This is a genomic window from Cylindrospermopsis curvispora GIHE-G1 (assembly GCF_014489415.1).
Taxonomy (GTDB): domain Bacteria; phylum Cyanobacteriota; class Cyanobacteriia; order Cyanobacteriales; family Nostocaceae; genus Raphidiopsis; species Raphidiopsis curvispora_A.
Genome location: NZ_CP060822.1, coordinates 2408236 through 2424838, shown reverse-complemented (window position 1 = coordinate 2424838; position 16603 = coordinate 2408236). Strand labels below are relative to the sequence as shown.

Here is a 16603-nt window from a genome sequence, read left to right as displayed (position 1 = left end):
ATGCGTGATGTTGTGGAGAGTTTTTAAAAAATATCTGCTGGATCAGCCGAGCGTAGCTTTCTAATAGCAATAGCTCCGGAGATAAAACACATAAGAATAGTTAATATCAATACCATTATTGCTCGATCATAGCTCATCATTACTGGTAAAAGTGTGGCATCTCTAGCGACCTGGTAAAGGAATAGAACGCAAAAAAAGCCAGGGACATAGCCTAAAATTGCCAACATGAAAGCCTCTTGTAAAATCACACTTAATAGATAGTTTTGAGTGTAACCGATAGCTTTAAGAGTGGCATATTCCGATAGGTGGTCTGTTACCTCCGTATAAAGAATTTGATAAACAATCACAGTTCCCACAATAAACCCCATGATTGTCCCCAAAGTAAAAATAAACCCGATAGCAGTACTAGTTGCCCAATAGTTTCTTTCAAAATCTATAAATTCCTGCTTAGTTAAAACATTCACATCTGGTGGTAAATAGCCTCGCAAATAGGTAGCAACTTGATTAACATCTGCTCCTGGTTTAATGCGGACTAACCCAATATCAATTAATCCCAGTTGACGATTACGAAATATCCTCAAGAAATTCACATCACTAGTAATTAAATTACCATCTGCTCCAAAAGATGCGCCCAAAGTAAATAATCCCACTACTTGAACCCGTCGTCTTTTAATCTCTGCTGTAACAGTTTTACCCCGGTCAAAATCACTAGCAATTGGACCATATTCCACTCTGGAAGAACGGTCAAATAATACCACATCAGGAAGTTTTAATTTATTAATATTGTTGGAGACTCCTGGTAAATCAAAAACATTATATTCTGGATTAAATGCGAAAGTCAGAATACTGCGGGAACGACCAGTAACCGGATTTTTCCAGCTAGTATAATCCAAATAGATAGGATGAACAGAGGAGACGTTGGGTGCATCTAAAGCCTTATATAATCGCCGTGAAGAAAAAGGTTTCATGGCTAACACAGCATTAGATTGATTATTAATAATTACAATATCGCCCTTTAAACTGCTGTGCATTCTCACATTACTATAATATAATGCATCTCGAAAACCTAACTGCATAAACATCAAAATATCAGCAAAAGCAATACCTGATAAAGCCACAGCTAGGCGAGTTTTTTCTCTTGTTAGTTGTAGCCAAGATAGAGGTATTTTCTGTAACATTGTGAAAAATGATGAAGTGATTGGTAGAATGACGACTCTATTTTTTTCGACCGAATTGATCCGTATTAATTTCCACCATTACCTTGGCGTTAGTTAACCCAGAGACTCGTTGACTATCCTGGGGAGAAAGAGAAATTTTCACTTCCACCACCCTAGCATCAATATCCGCTGCTGGATCTGTATTTAGCACATCCTTTTTACCGATTTTTCTGCCAATTTCCGTGATGTTTCCTGGGATTTGTCCACTAAATGCACCATTGTCACTAGTGACAGTAACCAGCTGTCCCATACTAACCCTACCTATACTATCCTCCGGAATTTCAGCCACCACAAACATTTGATCAGTTTGTCCGATTTCCGCAATCCCATTAGGATTCATCACTTCTCCTGATTTGGTATGGATCTTGAGAATTTCACCCCTAGTTGGTGCTTTAACATAACTCAGTTGTAAATCTGATTGTGCTTTTTTAATTAATGCAATGGCACTACTAACTTGAGCTCGTGCGATTTGTAAATCCATAGGACTAACATCTAGTAGTTTGTTCAGTCTGGATCTTTCTTCGTCAATTTGTCTTTGTAATGTGGCCAAGGTTTGATTACGGGTAGCAATGGCTTCCAATAATTGCTGTTGTAAAGTAGCAATAGTTTTCATTTGGTTAGCTCTAGCTTCAGATATTTGCTGCTGTAATGTTGCTATTCCCTGTTTTAAACTAGCTTGACTCTCCCGTAACTGCTGGGTAGTAGTTATAGCATTTACACTTCTTCTATCCCTTTCTTGTTGAGAAATGGCACCTTGTCTATATAAGAAATCATAGCGTCTAGCATCAACTTGAGCATTACGCTGCTCTGCACGCACACGTTCAACAGAAGCTCTCAGTATATCCCTTTGTCCAATCAATTCTGCTTCTAATCTTTTAACTGTTGCAGATTGGACAAGTTTTTGCCCACTCAATTCAGCAGCAATTCGAGCAATGGTAGCTTGTTGGGTTTTTTCTTCTCCCTGTAATTGTGCTTGCAACCTATAAATCACCGCGTTCTGGGTTTGAATATCTCTTGGTGAGGAGGATTTGACTTGCGCTAAATTAGCGCGAGACTCCTGTAATTTGGCTCTTGCTTCTTCCACAGCGGCCATGTTGGAATCTCGACTATCTAAAATTGCAATTATCTGTCCTTTTTGTACTTTTTCTCCCTCTTTTACCAACAGTTCCTGAACTCGGGAACCTGCAGAAAGTCCTGAGTTGGGTGCAGCTATTTTGATTACTTCTCCCCGTGGTTCTAGTCTACCTACAGCAGTAATTGTATTGGGTGTTTGGGAGATAGATGTGGGAGATGCTAGTTTTTTTAATTGTTCGATTCTTGCTGTTGCTAAGAATCCAGCTGCAATAGCTACTGGCATTGCCAGAGCAATTTTTAACCAAATTGGTGATTCCAGAATTTGTTCTGTTAACTTTGGCTTTTCGCTCACTCTTGACATGCTATCTTGCCTTTTTGTTTAAGTTATGATTTGTGCAAATAAGAGTGGACTAAATTCTCAAATGTAGATTTATGACAAATCTTCCGAAAGTTGCCTTTAACTGTGCCATATTTTTTTCACAAAATAAAAACCATTTGTCAAACTAATAACACAATGTATTTAAAAACTGTTCGTTCAATAACTTAAACTTTTTTCACGCCATTTTTTACTCCTTATGGTTCTGGACTCCATCAAATAAAGGTTAAATAAATTATTTAAATAAAGTCTACATTTTTTATTTATTTAAAAACGTAATCTGGCTTACAATTGCCATATCAACAATAACTGGTTTGAACAATGACTAAAACCCATTCCATTCCACGTTTAGCAATCACTCAGGGCGATCCAGCTGGTATCGGTTCCGAGGTGATTTTAAAATCTCTGGCCAATCCCCAACTCCATAAAAACTGTCATTTAGTAGTGGTTGGCAATCGTGATTTACTGACCAGGACCTATGAAAATTTAACCTCTGTCACAGAAAAGACTGACCCACTTTTACCCCATCCCCGTCAATTGGATATTATTAATGTGGATCTACCCAGTCTCACAGACATTATCCCCGGAGTGGGTAATCAAGCTAGTGGTGCAGCTAGTTTTGCTTATATGGAACGGGCGATCGCTCAAACTTTAGCAGGTGAATTTGATGGGATTGTTACCGCTCCCATTGCTAAATCCGCTTGGAAAGCTGCTGGGCACGATTATCCCGGACAAACCGAACTTCTGGCTCAAAGATCAGGTATAGACCGTTTTGGCATGCTATTTGTCGGGCGATCGCCCTTTACTGGTTGGACTTTAAGAACATTATTAGCTACCACCCACATTCCCATAAATCAAGTATGTCAAACCCTAACAGGAGAGTTATTAACGGGAAAGTTAGATTTATTAGAGGAATGTTTAGCAAGAGACTTTGGGATTAAAACAGCCAAAATAGTGATTGCGGGTTTAAATCCCCACAGTGGAGAGATGGGACAGTTAGGGACAGAAGAAATAGATTGGTTGATTCCCTGGTTACAAAGAGAAAGGGAAAAACGACCACATTTGCAACTGGAAGGACCAATACCACCGGACACAATGTGGGTAAAACCCGGTCAGGCCTGGTACGGTCATTCTTTAGTTACAAATCCTGCTGATGGCTACTTAGCTCTTTATCACGATCAGGGTTTAATTCCAGTTAAATTAATGGCTTTTGACCGAGCTGTTAATACCACTATCGGGTTACCATTTGTCAGAACTTCACCAGATCACGGAACCGCTTTTGATATTGTTGGTAAAGGTATTGCTGATGGAACCAGTATGCAAGCAGCTATAGAACTAGCTATAGATTTAGTCAATCAGAGACTGGCATCGTCAAGGCAAATCGAATAATACAGTGGTCATGTAGTTTTCTGCCCACTGTTCACCAAATGCTTTTTCTAAGACCCGACGGGTCTTATCATTTTTTTGTTGTTTTGTACAATAGTTATGTTGTCCCGCAATAATTGAGGGAATCTTTTCCGGTGGAACAGGAACGGAGATAATTGCTTGACTGCAATGGATTTTTAAAAACTCTCTCACTCTATTTAAAAACAACAATTCTTCCTCTAAAGAGCTAGGACGAATAAACAGACAGAAATCTGAAAATATATTTCCCCATTCAGGTAAATCCCGGGGTTGAGAAAAATTAACTGCGGTTAAATTGCCTAACTGATGATGATAATTTTCTGGTAGGGTTCTCTCTAAATTTACAGGAGAAAGATCTGCTATAGCTGCACTAATTTGACCTCTACCCCCCACCAAATCACAACCAAACATGGGTATATCATACTCCTGGTGAGGGAACATCACACAGTGTAAGATATCTAAGATATTGCCAACTCTCGCTAGTTCTAAGTGCATTTTGCGGAAGTGAACAGTCTGATAACAGCGATTTTCAATTACCAGTTTTTCTCCTTCCAATCTACCTTCCACATACCCCAAATCCTCAGGTAACTCATAGGGCGATAACTGGAGGTATTCATGCCAAACTTCTTCGATTGTATTAGCTAGTTGCTGAATTAAAGGATGTTGTTTTTCCCGTAGAGAAGGTTGAGAGGACATATTGTTGTGTATCTTGTTTTTATTAGTATATCCTATTGCCAAAAATCTGTTACCTCATAACCCAGTTCCCCTAACATTTGCCTTAGTAAGGGTAAACTTAGTCCAATTACATTACTATGGCAACCCATAATTTTTTCCACAAATAAACTGCCAAAACCTTCCAAAGCAAAAGCACCTGCACATTTTAGTGGCTCACCGGTTCTCACATAGTTGATAATAGCATGGTCACTCATTTTGGCAAAATAAACTCTAGTTATTTGACACTTAATAATGGTCTTTTTCTGTAGGTTATCTATTAAGACGTGACCCGTATACAAATCACCCCAATTCCCCTGCATTAAGCGCCAACGACATATAGCTACCTCTACATTTTCTGGTTTACCGTAAATCTGATTATCCATAGCTAATACGGAATCGCAACCCATGATCAAAGCAGAAGGAAAACGGGGGGAAACAGTTTCAGCTTTACATTGGGCCAGGGTATTAACTAATTCCTGTGGGTTACTCAGTTGTACTTGTGATTCATCAAAATCACTGGGATAAATAATTGGTTTAATCCCCACGGTTTGTAGTAAGCGATCACGAGCAGGAGAAGCAGACGCAAGCACAAATTCAGGAATGTTCATGATTTATTAAGTTGAATACTTCACCAGTTAATTTCAGGAGTTGTGTTCTTTTTGGGACAAAACTCCTGACGGAGTAAATTTGCTAACCCACTAATACACCTGAAAAGAACTGACAACCTCATCAATGGTCCGTTGCAATTTTCGCCAACGTCTTTCCGGTACGGAAGCATTAAATGTAAACAGTTTGCCACGGCTAACCGCAACACTGGCTACATTGTGTCTTGATTGACCATTACTTAGCTTAACAGCATACTCTAGAAAATAGTAATTATTACCATTAATTTCCTTTTGTGCCACATTGACTAATTCTGCTGAACGTCCAGAACCTTCGGGAGCAAGAGCAGATTTGCCCAGTTTATATCCTACTTCTGTTGGGGTTCCCAGTTCTGTTAAGCTCTTACCTTGGGGAACGGGACTAATGACCACGGATACATTTTCAGAAACTTCTATTAAATCATGAAATACTACATCAGGACCGTTAGCAACTTTAACTTGTAACCAACCATTAGGATAAGAAAATTGATAACCATCCTCTGTGTCCACAAAACTCCTAAATCCAGCAGCTATAGCCATATCAGGGTAAATAGTGGTGCTGATAGCACTGAAAGTAATAGCCAAAGTAACAACCAGGATGAATTTAATTTTTTTCCACATTTTTGTATGGTAAATAACTGGGACAACCAAATTGTACAACTGTATGGGTCACCCGGGATTCGAACCCGGAACTAATCGGTTAAAAGCCGAGTACTCTACCGTTGAGTTAGTGACCCTTTCGTTTTTTGCAACTTTTTCAATATACCAACCTCTCATCACTCTGTCAAGGACTTGTTAGAAAAAATTTGCGGTCAGTTTTACAGAGGTGGTTTTACTGGTGTGGGGAGCCAAAAGGGTAAGATTTTCCCCGGTGTTGAGGGAGTTACGTCCAGCAGTCCAGGGCTCTAGACAATAAAAGTCTTTGCCCCGCACGGTCCAAAAGACCAGCACCACATAGTTAGAATCATAATCGAGGATTAATTCTAGTTTACGCTCCTGATCTGTGACCTTGGCAGATTGACTGCGTAAATCCCCAAAGGCAAAATCTAGCTCCTCTTGTTCAAGGTCAAATTTGCCTGCAAAGGAGTAAATTTGCTTGGTTTTTTGATCCAGATACTGTCCAGAGGGAATGTCAAAATCTAGCATAGATTTATTTCCACACTGAAAGTAAGGATGAAATCCGGTTGAAAAAGGCATAGTCTCATCTGAGAGATTATGATAAACCTGATCAATAGTTAAAGAATTACCCCTTAACGTGTAAGTAAAAGTTAATTGAAAGTCAAAGGGGTAGACGGTGCGGGTTGCATAGCTACTGTTTAGGACTAAACTAAGACTTGCTCCATTTTCTGTAGCATTACTGGTTACTTCCCAGGGTAATTCTCGAGCGAAACCATGTTGCTTGAGTGTATATTGTTTCCCGTTGTGGTTGTAGGTGTTATCGGGTAGATTACCACAAATGGGAAATAAAATTGGTAACCCACCTCGCACGCTGAGGTCAGGATGGGTAAATCTTTCTTTGTCCAAATAGAAAATTTCATGATCCTTTAATGACCATTGGGTGACAATACCACCCCTTTCTGGGACTACTTCCAGACGGGAATCAGCATCGCTGTCCCAAAGGGAATAGGTCTTGTACTGTTGTTGTGTTTCGCTGATTGTAAATCCCATAATTGAGTGGTTGAAAGACTGCCATGATTATAGCAATTATGGCAACTTGATGATATGTGGAAATTCTACTTTTTCTCTTGTGATTTAAACCACTTAGTTACACCCTCCGCTAGGGTTTTCGCCATCTTTTTCTGTGTTTGAGGGTTGACTATCTCCTCAAAGTCTTGAGGGTTGCTCATAAAACCTAATTCCAATAAAACCGCCGGTGCATGACTAGGACGAGTTAAAGCTAAATTATTCCAAAATACTCCATAGGATGGTTGATTGATTTTTTTAACAACATAATTATGCAAAAACACTGCTAAACTGTGCGATTGGGGGTGATACCAAAAGCTGCCAAAACCTCTAGTGTTTTCTGCATCACCATTATCAGGTAAAGAATTATAGTGAATGGAGAGGGCGATCGCTGGTTCTTCCCTACTGATGATCTCTTGTCTTTCTACTAAAGATACTTCCTGATCATCTTCTCTGGTCATAACTACAACAGCACCGCGCTTGACCAATTCATCTCGCAGTAGTTTAGAGACTACTAGGTTGGCATCTTTTTCCGCATATCCTGTGGGACCAATAGCACCGGACTCTTTACCACCGTGACCAGGATCTAGTACTATTTTCGTACCTAACAATGGCAACCGTCTTGCTAAAGCAATAGTTGGTTGGTGACGTAAAGTTAAAACTAAAGTACTATTCTCATATCTTAACTTATATCCCCACTGTTGCAACTTTTTAAGGTTAAAAGTGTAATTTACCTGATCCGGCGCGACCTGTTGCCAATCCAGACGAGAAATTAAAGGATCATCGTCTAGTCGAATAGTATCAGTCTGAGCAGTAGTGTTGTAAAGAGTAAGAGTAAAAGTGCGATCGCCTTGTTGAACTTTCAGGGGTACAGGTACTTGTAGGGGAAATCGTATCTCGGTCATTTTGGGCAATTGACTATATCCCACACTGCGAATAATAGTTTTTGGCGGTGCTGCTCCGGGTATAATTTGGATTTCCTTCCTATTAACCCAAACTCCATAATCTAATCTTAACCAGTCACCTTCCTGACCTGTAATCATTACTCTTGTCCCCTTGGGTAAGGGAGTCATTCGAGAATAATCCGTCCCCGGACCCGTGCGAGTTACGCATGATTCTGATGTGACTTCTGCAACAGATAACTGGGCAGGATGAAGAATCTGAATTTTGCCGGGAGCAGTTTGAGATATGGTTTGATTATTTAAGGTCAAACTAAATTGGGGTTGTCCTAAATCAGCAACACTGGTGACTGTTGTACAACCCTGGTATTTGTTAGGAATATAGCTAGTGGGTTGGTTTCTTCCGGTTAGCACGCTGGAATTGGCGGGTAAATTGGCCTGTAAAGGTTGTGGTGCCAAAGAAATCATCTGCTCTCCTAACTTGACAAACACAGTAGCTTGAGGAGGTGCAATGGCGCTAAAACAAATTAGTTCTCCTGGGAGTCTAGCTAGGTCAACTCCAGGTTGGAGAGAATCCCGAGCGAAACCTAAACCTTTTGGTAGTTCTGGTTGGGTAGAGACCCTGGTCACCCTAATCTCCTGTTCCTGATTTTGGTAACGGATTTTGAACAGGTTTTCTCCTAATTGCAAGGGGAAGCTGGGAGAAAAATGACCAGATTGACTGCGTTTAACCTTCCGACCATTAATTACTACCTCCCCAAGGGGGGGTGCTGTACCGATAAAAAATATTTTTTCTGTACTGGTTTGGTGATTTTTGGGTGGAAAAACTACTAAAAGTGAGTTCTGAGCTACGGTAGCAGAGGAGGTAAGCAAACAACCGAATATTATTATTCCTATGACCTTTTTCACGGCAAACACACAAGATTTATTGAAAATACTATGACTAAGTTTATCTTTGTAACTGGGGGCGTTGTTTCCAGTATTGGTAAGGGAATTGTAGCAGCAAGTTTGGGAAGATTGTTGAAATCTCGAGATTATTCCGTCTCTATTCTCAAACTTGACCCCTACATTAATGTGGATCCAGGAACAATGAGCCCATTTCAACACGGGGAGGTCTTTGTGACTCAAGATGGTGCTGAAACGGATTTAGACCTGGGCCATTATGAACGATTTACGGATACTTCTATGTCTCGCCTAAACAGTGTTACTACTGGTTTGATTTATCAGTCTGTAATTAATAAGGAACGGCGTGGAGACTATAATGGTGGCACTGTTCAGGTAATTCCCCATATTACTAATGAAATCAAAGAACGGGTCATTAGAGTTGCTAAAGAAACAAATCCTGCAGCGGTAATTACTGAAATTGGTGGCACGGTGGGTGATATTGAGTCCCTACCGTTTTTAGAAGCTATCCGCCAACTACGCAAAGAAGTGGGCAAGCAAAATGTTCTGTACATGCACGTGACACTTTTGCCATGGATTGCTTCAGCAGGAGAAATGAAAACCAAACCCACCCAACATTCTGTTAAGGAATTACGATCTATTGGTATTCAACCAGATATTTTAGTTTGTAGATGCGATCGCCCAATTCCGGTGGGTTTAAAACAAAAACTCTCAGAGTTTTGTGATGTTCCTGTGGAGTGTGTAATTACCTGTCAAGATGCTAGTAGTATTTATGAAGTTCCCCTAATTTTAGAAAAAGAAGGACTAGCTCAACAAACCCTAGACCTATTACAAATGGAACAGCGAGAACCGGATTTAACCCACTGGGAAACCATGGTAGAGCGTATGTCTCATCCCCAATCTCCTGTAGAAATTGCCATAGTTGGTAAATACGTACGTTTAGGAGATGCTTATCTATCTGTAGTAGAATCCCTTCGTCATGCAGCGATCGCCACTTATGGGGATTTACGTTTAAGATGGGTCAATTCGGAAATACTAGAAGTAGAACCACCAGATAATTATCTTTTGGGAGTAGATGGTATAATTGTCCCTGGGGGTTTTGGCATTCGGGGTGTGGATGGCAAAATTAGTGCCATTGAATATGCTAGAAACCAACAAATTCCGTTTTTAGGATTATGTTTGGGTATGCAGTGTTCAATAATTGAATGGGCACGGAATGTAGAGGGTTTAGTAGGTGCCAATAGTGCTGAGTTTGATCCTCAAACTGATTATCCAGTAATTAATCTTTTACCGGAGCAACAAGACGTAATCGATCTAGGTGGTACTATGAGATTAGGACTATATCCCTGTCATGTCCAGCCAAATACCCTAGCTTTTGATTTATATCAAGAGGAGGTGATTTATGAACGCCATCGTCATCGCTATGAGTTCAACAACCTTTATCGTAATCACCTGTTGAATTCCGGTTATGTCATTAGTGGTACTTCCCCCGATGGACGTCTGGTAGAAATTGTGGAATATCCCAAACATCCATTTTTCATTGCTTGTCAGTTCCATCCGGAATTTCAATCTCGTCCTAGTCACCCCCACCCCCTGTTTAAAGGTTTTATGGAAGCTGCTATTTCCCATACTCATCAGGGAAGTGCCCCCTACGGGTTTCCTCAGTTCCCTAGAGTATGATCAGCATTAAGCTTCTCCGGTCTAAAGACACGGAGATTTCTGAAGAGTCCATAAACGAACTTTCTGAGGCTGGCTTAAACAGCCTCTACTGATTCCGCTAAGATCAATTCCTAGCATCACCGCTACTTTTTTCAAAATATTAGCAGCACCATTACAGTCCGCATTAATTTTGAACCCATCAGAAGTTTCATATACTCCACGACTAACTCGTTTCCCGCTTGCTTTCCACCCTTCGGGTTTTTCACCGAATTTAGGTATGACGTACTCCAATATCGCTGTTATTGATTTATCGGACTTGATAAGAACTTGTTGGCATCCGTACATTGTTCGACCTTCAATGTTTGTTGATTTCAAAAGTATAGTTGAGATATGATTTACTTGTCAATAGCAGCCACGAAACAATATGAAGACAACACTGGAATACAGAATAGGAAATCACTCAAAAGGTAATGCAGTAGTGCATCTTGTATGGATAACTAAACGCCGAAAAAAGGTATTATCTGGAGAGATAGCTAAATGCCTTAGACAGATAATTTACGAACTAGCCAAAGAAAAAGACTGGGATATCCTCTCTCTTGAGGTTGCTCCAGACCATGTTCATTTATTTGTAGAACATCAACCAGATGTTGCTATAAATCAAGTGGTTAAAGCTTTTAAAGGACGGTCATCTAGCTTGTTAAGACGAAAATTTCCTGAATTACTTAAACTTCCTAGCCTATGGACTAATAGTTATTTTTATTCCACTGCTGGACAGGTTTCAGCAGATGTTATTAAAAGGTATATTGAAGATCCGCATCACGGTCAAATATCAAGGCGAATAAATTCGCCGTTGGCACTTCCTGTCTAAAGCCAAGTGGCTTCCGTGCCGGCGATTTTCTTGTGATCAGTAGTTTGTTAAACTGCCAAAAAGCTTTGAATTACATCCTGGCTCAATTCATTGGTAGGTCCAGAAGCTACAATTCCACCTTTTTGCATAGCATAATAGTAATGAGCTTGACGAACAAAATGTAAGTGCTGTTCCACCAACAAAACAGAAACTCCCCTAGTTTCCACAATCCGACGCACTGCGGACTCAATTTCCAATACTATAGAGGGTTGAATACCCTCCGTTGGTTCATCTAAGAGCAGTAATTGGGGATCCCCCATGAGAGCGCGAGCGATCGCTAATTGTTGTTGTTGTCCACCACTTAAATCACCACCTTGACGATGAAGCATGGTTGCTAGAACGGGAAACAAGCTGAAAATCTCGTCGGGGATCTCCAGTTTTTTTGGTCTTTTTCTCCTAGCTTCCAAACCGAGTAAAAGATTTTCCTTTACTGTGAGTCGGGGAATAATTTCCCTACCCTGGGGAACATAACCAATACCCATTTTTGCCCGTTGATCTGGTGACTGATTGTTAATGATATTACCAGCAAAGTGGATCTGACCATCTCTAGGATTTAGTAATCCCATAATGGTTTTCAGTAAGGTGGTTTTACCCACACCATTACGTCCAATAATGCAAACCATTTCTCCTGAAGCAATTTTTAAATCAACATTGCGCAAAATATAACTTTCACCGTAATAAACATTGAGATTGGAGATTTGTAACATAAATCCTCTATTCCTGTTGCTGTCCCAAATATACTTCAATGACACGGGGGTCATTTTGCACTTGTTTGAAATCACCTTCACATAATACGGAACCTTCATGTAATACAGTGACTTTGCGAGCAATTTGCCGTACGAACTCCATATCGTGCTCAATGACTAAAATAGAGTGATCCTGAGAAAGTGTTAACAATAATTCCCCAATATTGTAGGTTTCTTCATCTGTTAAACCTGCTACAGGTTCATCCACCAATAATAAATCAGGGGATTGAGCAACTAACATGCCAATTTCCAATCTTTGTTTTTCACCGTGGGAAAGCAATCCAGCAGGAATATCAGCTTTAGAAGTTAACCCGATAGTTACCAATAACTCTTTAATAGTTTGTTGTTCACGAAAATGAGGACTGCCAAATAGGGTAAAAAAAACGCTTTTCTGTCTATTGCTAGTGAGTTCTAGATTTTCCCGAGGAGTGAGATTTAAGTAAATTCTGGGCGTTTGGAACTTGCGTCCAATTCCTAAGCGAGCAATTTCATGTTCACTCAAATTACGTAGATTTCTACCCTTAAATAAAACTCGACCCTGGGTTGGTTTAACCTTACCAGTAATCACATCGAGAAAAGTGGTTTTACCCGCACCATTAGGACCAATCACCACTCGCAATTCCCCCTTTTCCATGGTGAAATTCAGGCGATTTATGGCCTTAAATCCATCAAAACTCACGGTTACATTTTCAGTTTCCAAGATTTTTGCGTTCATGTTCTACTTCTGCATCCTGTTCTAAACTTGGATATGTAATAACTTTGCTTGACCTATTCACAAAGGCTAGGGTTTGAGTTTTTAACCATCCCATCATTCCATCTGGGAGAACTGTAACTACCACCAAAAACAGCGCACCTTGAAAAAATAACCAGATTTCCGCAAATTGTTCACTTAAAAAGGTTCGTGCATAGTTAACTAGTAAAGTTCCTAAAATCGCACCAGTTAGGGTTCCTCTTCCCCCCACCGCTACCCAAATTACCATTTCAATGGAGAATCCAATATCCATCGCTCTCGGTGACACGGAACCACTTTGAATGGCGTAGAATGCTCCTGCTATCCCCGCGATCGCACCGGAAATTGCAAATACCAAAACTTTGTACTCTGTAGGATCATATCCACAAAATCTGACCCGGGTTTCATCATCTCTAATAGCTATTAACAACCTTCCAAATCTACCACTGGTTAACCAACGACATAAACCATAGGTAAATACTAAAAATAAGATCGTTAGGCTATACAAAACAAGTTGCATTCCTCTATCACTCAAGTTTACACCTAGCAGGGTTTTAAATGCTGTCAAACCATTGGTACCATTAAATAGCTTCTGTTGTCCATTGAAAAAGTTGAAAAATATGATCACCGCTGCTTGTGTCAGAATGGAAAAATACACACCCTTAATGCGATTCCGGAAGACTAAATAACCCAAAACCCCTGCTAATAAACCTGGAATCAAAATTACTGCAATTACAGCAAAACCAAAGGAGTAAAACGGATGCCAAAACCAAGGTAATTCTGTTACCCCATACAATCCCATAAAATCAGGTAATTCACCGGAGGGAACTTGCAGTTTTAAGTACATGGCTATGGCATAACCACCCAACCCAAAAAAAATGCCATGGCCCAAACTGAGCAACCCCGTGTAACCCCAAATCAAATCCAACCCCAAACCCACAATCGCTAGGGATAAAAATCGCCCTAGTAAATTTAAGCGAAATTCTGTCAAAACAAGTGGCATAATTACAAGCAGTAATAATGCGATCGCCATTACTACGGCAATTTCTACCAAAATGGACTTTTTAGCCTGATCTTTCATTTCTGACCCTGGTTAAACATCAATATTCCGACCTTTTTGAGGGAAAATTCCCGCTGGTTTCCACTGTAGAAAAACAATAATCAGTGCAAACACCATCACTTTTGCCATACTAGTGGTGGCAAAAAAATTGAAAAAATCCACCAAGGGTTGAACACCAGAAGACAAAAAGGCTAGAGTTCCCGATCCCACAATGAAGTTGGCAGTACCAATGACCAAAGCAGCTACAATTGTGCCTACTAAATTACCAACCCCTCCTACAACCACTACCATGAAGGTATCTATGATATAATTCTGTCCTGTATTCGGACCCACGGAACCCAGTAAGCTAATAGCACAACCAGCTATACCAGCTAATCCGGATCCTAGGGCAAAGGTAAGAGCATCCACTTTTTGTGTAGGTATACCTAAGCAAGAACTCATGGCGCGATTTTGCGTCACAGCTCTAATTCTTAAACCCCAAGGGGAGCGCTGTAAAAACAAGTAAATTGCTGCTACGCAAATTGCCGTTAAACCAATAATAAATAAGCGAGCAAAGGGTAACTGCACACCGGCCAAAGATATACCGGATTGTAACCAACTGGGAGCGGTCACATCAACATTTTGGGCCCCAAACCAGGGTTGAACCATGGAAGACTGTTGACTAAATAGCTGTCCCAGGGTTATGGCAATTCCTAGGGATAAAACCAAGATGATTCCCTTAACTCCGTAACCAAATCGGGGAAACCGCTGACGGGAATTTAAAATTCTTACCCCCCCAAAGAATAGTAGACAAAATGAGAGGATACCAATCACCAATACTGAATTTACACTGCGGACAAACTGCTGAAAAATTAAACTTACTCCCCAAGTAGCCAAAAGGGTTTCTAAGGGTCTACCATAAAGATGGGAGATTACCCCCCGCTCCAAGACTAAACCTACTAAAGCAGTGACCGAAAAGGCAATAATTAAAGCCAGGAATATATAACTATCAAACCAAATACCGCCTAACTGTTTACAACAAAGCTGTACTACAAAAGTGGTATAAGCTCCCAGCATCATCAATTCTCCATGGGCCATGTTAATCACGCCCATCAGTCCAAAGATAATGGAAAGTCCTAGCGCTGCAACTAATAGTACCGCCCCAATGCTAATTCCATTAAATAGTGCTTCTAAAAATCCTGTTAACACCAATTTATCCTCAAAAAATTCATGAGTCATTTTTAAAATGACACATGAAAACTTAATTAGGTCTGAGGCGAAATGCCTAGCTCCTATTTGTAACCATCAACCCTTCAGACTAGCTTTGCTTGTACTTGCCACCTTTGGCAGGATCTGACCAATCGCAGGCAAATCCCTTGGTCTCTTTCACATATTGATTCCAGGGAATAGGTTCTACCGGTGCAGGAGTAGCATAAATAATCTTAAACAAGCCATCATCTCTGACTTCACCAATACGCACAATCTTAGATATGTGATGGTTACCATTCATGGTCACTTTACCTTCGGGTGCATCTATGGTTTGACCATAAGCAGCTTGGCGAACTTTGGCTAAATCCGTACTTCCAGCTTTTTCTACCGCCTGTTTCCAAAGATAGACAGCAATGTAAGCAGCTTCCATAGGATCGTTAAGTACCCTATCTGCACCATATTCCTTCTTGAAAGCCTCTACAAACTTTTTGTTGGCTGGTGTATCTACAGTTTGGAAGTAATTCCAAGCTGCATAATGTCCTTTTAAGTATTCCACTCCAATGGCCTTAACCTCTTCTTCCGCAATACTCACGGACATAGATGGATACTTATCTGGGGTCAAACCCGCACCTTTTAGTTGTTTAAAGAATGCCACATTACTATCCCCATTTAAGGTATTATAAATTACTCCACCATTGGGTAGTGCCTGTTTGATTTTGGCAATGATAGGAGTAACTTCCACATTACCCAGGGGTAAATAATCTTCACCAACTGTTTTACCACCAAGCGCTTCTAATTGAGCTTTAATTATTGTGTTAGCAGTACGGGGAAAAACGTAGTCTGATCCAACTAGAAAGAATTCCTTACCCTTGTTTTTCAGCAACCAGTCCACAGAAGGTTCGATCTGTTGATTGGGAGCTGCTCCAGTATAAAAAATGTTTTTGGAACATTCCTGACCCTCATACTGCACGGGATACCACAGCATGTGATCTTTGTCTTCAAACACTGGCTTGACATTTTTACGACTAGCAGAGGTCCAACATCCAAACACTACAGCTACCTTATCTTGTTCAATTAGTTTGGTAGCTTTTTCCCTGAAAGTATCCCAGTTAGAAGCGCCATCTTCCGTAATAGCTTCAATCTGTTTACCTAATACTCCCCCCTGAGCATTAATTTCCTTAATCGCTAGGTTTTCCGCATCTACCACACTTTTTTCACTGATGGCCATTGTACCACTTAGAGAGTGTAAAATCCCTACCTTGATGGTGTTACCACCTGCGGGGGAATCAGCGGGTGTACTTGTTTGTGTATTATTAGCACAAGCTTTAAGCAATACGGAGCTACCAAGAGCAGCAGAACCGTAGATGAGGAATTTTCTCCGGTTAAATTGTGTAGTCATAAC

General features: G+C 40.4%; 16 protein-coding genes and 1 tRNA gene. 3 read left to right on the top strand and 14 right to left on the bottom strand.

What is annotated here, in order from left to right:
- Positions 1-23: 23 nt before the first annotated feature.
- The gene (gene devC, locus IAR63_RS10775) at positions 24-1178 is read right to left on the bottom strand and encodes an ABC transporter permease DevC (RefSeq protein WP_187705264.1); all 1155 of its coding nucleotides are present in this window, start codon (positions 1176-1178) and stop codon (positions 24-26) included.
- A gap of 37 nt (positions 1179-1215) precedes the next feature.
- Positions 1216-2652, bottom strand: a complete 1437-nt coding sequence (locus IAR63_RS10770; RefSeq protein ID WP_187705263.1) for an HlyD family efflux transporter periplasmic adaptor subunit — start codon at positions 2650-2652, stop codon at positions 1216-1218.
- A gap of 336 nt (positions 2653-2988) precedes the next feature.
- On the opposite strand from IAR63_RS10770, the gene pdxA reads away from it, so the two are divergent.
- Entirely contained in the window at positions 2989-4056 is a 1068-nt protein-coding gene (pdxA, locus tag IAR63_RS10765; RefSeq protein ID WP_187705262.1) for a 4-hydroxythreonine-4-phosphate dehydrogenase PdxA, read from the top strand.
- Here pdxA and IAR63_RS10760 read toward each other — a convergent pair.
- From IAR63_RS10760 to IAR63_RS10735, 6 genes are all read right to left on the bottom strand, one after another.
- Entirely contained in the window at positions 4039-4767 is a 729-nt protein-coding gene (locus IAR63_RS10760; RefSeq protein WP_187705261.1) for a phycocyanobilin:ferredoxin oxidoreductase, read from the bottom strand. The genes pdxA and IAR63_RS10760 overlap by 18 nt on opposite strands.
- Before the next feature lie 32 nt (positions 4768-4799).
- The gene (locus IAR63_RS10755; protein WP_187705260.1) at positions 4800-5393 is read right to left on the bottom strand and encodes a Maf family protein; all 594 of its coding nucleotides are present in this window, start codon (positions 5391-5393) and stop codon (positions 4800-4802) included.
- Positions 5394-5483: 90 nt separating this feature from the next.
- Complete coding sequence (psbP, locus tag IAR63_RS10750) at positions 5484-6047, bottom strand: photosystem II reaction center PsbP (RefSeq protein WP_187705259.1); 564 nt, start codon at positions 6045-6047, stop codon at positions 5484-5486.
- A gap of 44 nt (positions 6048-6091) precedes the next feature.
- Positions 6092-6163, bottom strand: a tRNA-Lys gene (locus IAR63_RS10745).
- A 58-nt stretch (positions 6164-6221) separates the two neighbouring features.
- Complete coding sequence (locus IAR63_RS10740; protein WP_187705258.1) at positions 6222-7094, bottom strand: aldose epimerase family protein; 873 nt, start codon at positions 7092-7094, stop codon at positions 6222-6224.
- Between the two features lie 65 nt (positions 7095-7159).
- Positions 7160-8917, bottom strand: a complete 1758-nt coding sequence (locus tag IAR63_RS10735) for an N-acetylmuramoyl-L-alanine amidase (RefSeq protein WP_187705257.1) — start codon at positions 8915-8917, stop codon at positions 7160-7162.
- A gap of 30 nt (positions 8918-8947) precedes the next feature.
- Here IAR63_RS10735 and IAR63_RS10730 point away from each other — a divergent pair, with 30 nt between their 5' ends.
- Entirely contained in the window at positions 8948-10591 is a 1644-nt protein-coding gene (locus IAR63_RS10730) for a CTP synthase (RefSeq protein ID WP_096543728.1), read from the top strand.
- Positions 10592-10612: 21 nt separating this feature from the next.
- On the opposite strand, the gene IAR63_RS10725 is transcribed toward IAR63_RS10730, so the two are convergent.
- Complete coding sequence (locus IAR63_RS10725) at positions 10613-10945, bottom strand: hypothetical protein (protein ID WP_187705256.1); 333 nt, start codon at positions 10943-10945, stop codon at positions 10613-10615.
- 49 nt (positions 10946-10994) lie between these two features.
- On the opposite strand from IAR63_RS10725, the gene tnpA reads away from it, so the two are divergent.
- Positions 10995-11438 (top strand): IS200/IS605 family transposase, encoded by a 444-nt coding sequence (gene tnpA / locus IAR63_RS10720; protein ID WP_096543726.1) that lies wholly within the window; start codon positions 10995-10997, stop codon positions 11436-11438.
- A 47-nt stretch (positions 11439-11485) separates the two neighbouring features.
- On the opposite strand, the gene urtE is transcribed toward tnpA, so the two are convergent.
- The 5 genes from urtE to urtA form a co-directional block, all read right to left on the bottom strand.
- The gene (gene urtE / locus IAR63_RS10715; protein WP_187705255.1) at positions 11486-12184 is read right to left on the bottom strand and encodes an urea ABC transporter ATP-binding subunit UrtE; all 699 of its coding nucleotides are present in this window, start codon (positions 12182-12184) and stop codon (positions 11486-11488) included.
- 7 nt (positions 12185-12191) lie between these two features.
- The gene (gene urtD / locus IAR63_RS10710; protein WP_057176936.1) at positions 12192-12938 is read right to left on the bottom strand and encodes an urea ABC transporter ATP-binding protein UrtD; all 747 of its coding nucleotides are present in this window, start codon (positions 12936-12938) and stop codon (positions 12192-12194) included.
- The gene (urtC, locus tag IAR63_RS10705; RefSeq protein WP_187705254.1) at positions 12913-14034 is read right to left on the bottom strand and encodes an urea ABC transporter permease subunit UrtC; all 1122 of its coding nucleotides are present in this window, start codon (positions 14032-14034) and stop codon (positions 12913-12915) included. Before urtC ends, urtD begins: the two co-directional genes overlap by 26 nt.
- Before the next feature lie 12 nt (positions 14035-14046).
- Positions 14047-15201 (bottom strand): ABC transporter permease subunit, encoded by a 1155-nt coding sequence (locus IAR63_RS10700; protein WP_187707440.1) that lies wholly within the window; start codon positions 15199-15201, stop codon positions 14047-14049.
- Positions 15202-15310: 109 nt separating this feature from the next.
- Entirely contained in the window at positions 15311-16600 is a 1290-nt protein-coding gene (gene urtA / locus IAR63_RS10695) for an urea ABC transporter substrate-binding protein (protein ID WP_096543717.1), read from the bottom strand.
- Positions 16601-16603: the final 3 nt, after the last annotated feature.